Here is a 557-nt window from a genome sequence, read left to right as displayed (position 1 = left end):
GAAAAGGGCCACGGCTACAGCCCGGCCGAATCGGCTGGCGACAAATACCACGCCGTCTCCAAGTTCAATGTCGTCACCGGCGAGCAAAAGAAGGGCCCGTCCGGCCCGCCGAGCTACACTTCGGTGTTTGCGAAGGAACTCGTGCGCCAGGCGGCAACTGACGACAAAATCGTCACCATCACCGCCGCCATGCCCTCGGGCACGGGTCTGGACAAGTTCGCCAAGGCCTATCCCGACCGGTTCTTTGACGTGGGCATTGCCGAGCAGCATGCCGTGACCTTTGCCGCTGGCATGGCCACGGAAGGGTTGCGCCCGTTCTGCGCCATCTATTCCACCTTCCTGCAGCGCGCCTATGACCAGGTGATGCATGACGTGGTGCTGCAGAAGCTGCCGGTGCGATTCGCCATCGACCGCGCGGGGCTGGTCGGCGCTGATGGCGCGACCCATGCCGGCTCCTTCGACATTGCCTATCTGGGCTGCCTGCCCGGCATCACGCTGATGGCGCCGAGCGACGAGCTTGAACTGCTGAACATGACCGCCACCGCCATCGCGTTTGA

The 557-nt window shown here is 63.7% G+C and carries 1 pseudogene; it reads left to right on the top strand.

What is annotated here, in order from left to right:
- Window positions 1-557, top strand: a pseudogene (locus tag QEG70_RS16945) (1-deoxy-D-xylulose-5-phosphate synthase); the annotation flags it as partial.

Source organism: Komagataeibacter xylinus, assembly GCF_031081985.1.
GTDB lineage: Bacteria > Pseudomonadota > Alphaproteobacteria > Acetobacterales > Acetobacteraceae > Komagataeibacter > Komagataeibacter xylinus_E.
This window is presented reverse-complemented; position numbering and strand designations above follow the sequence as displayed.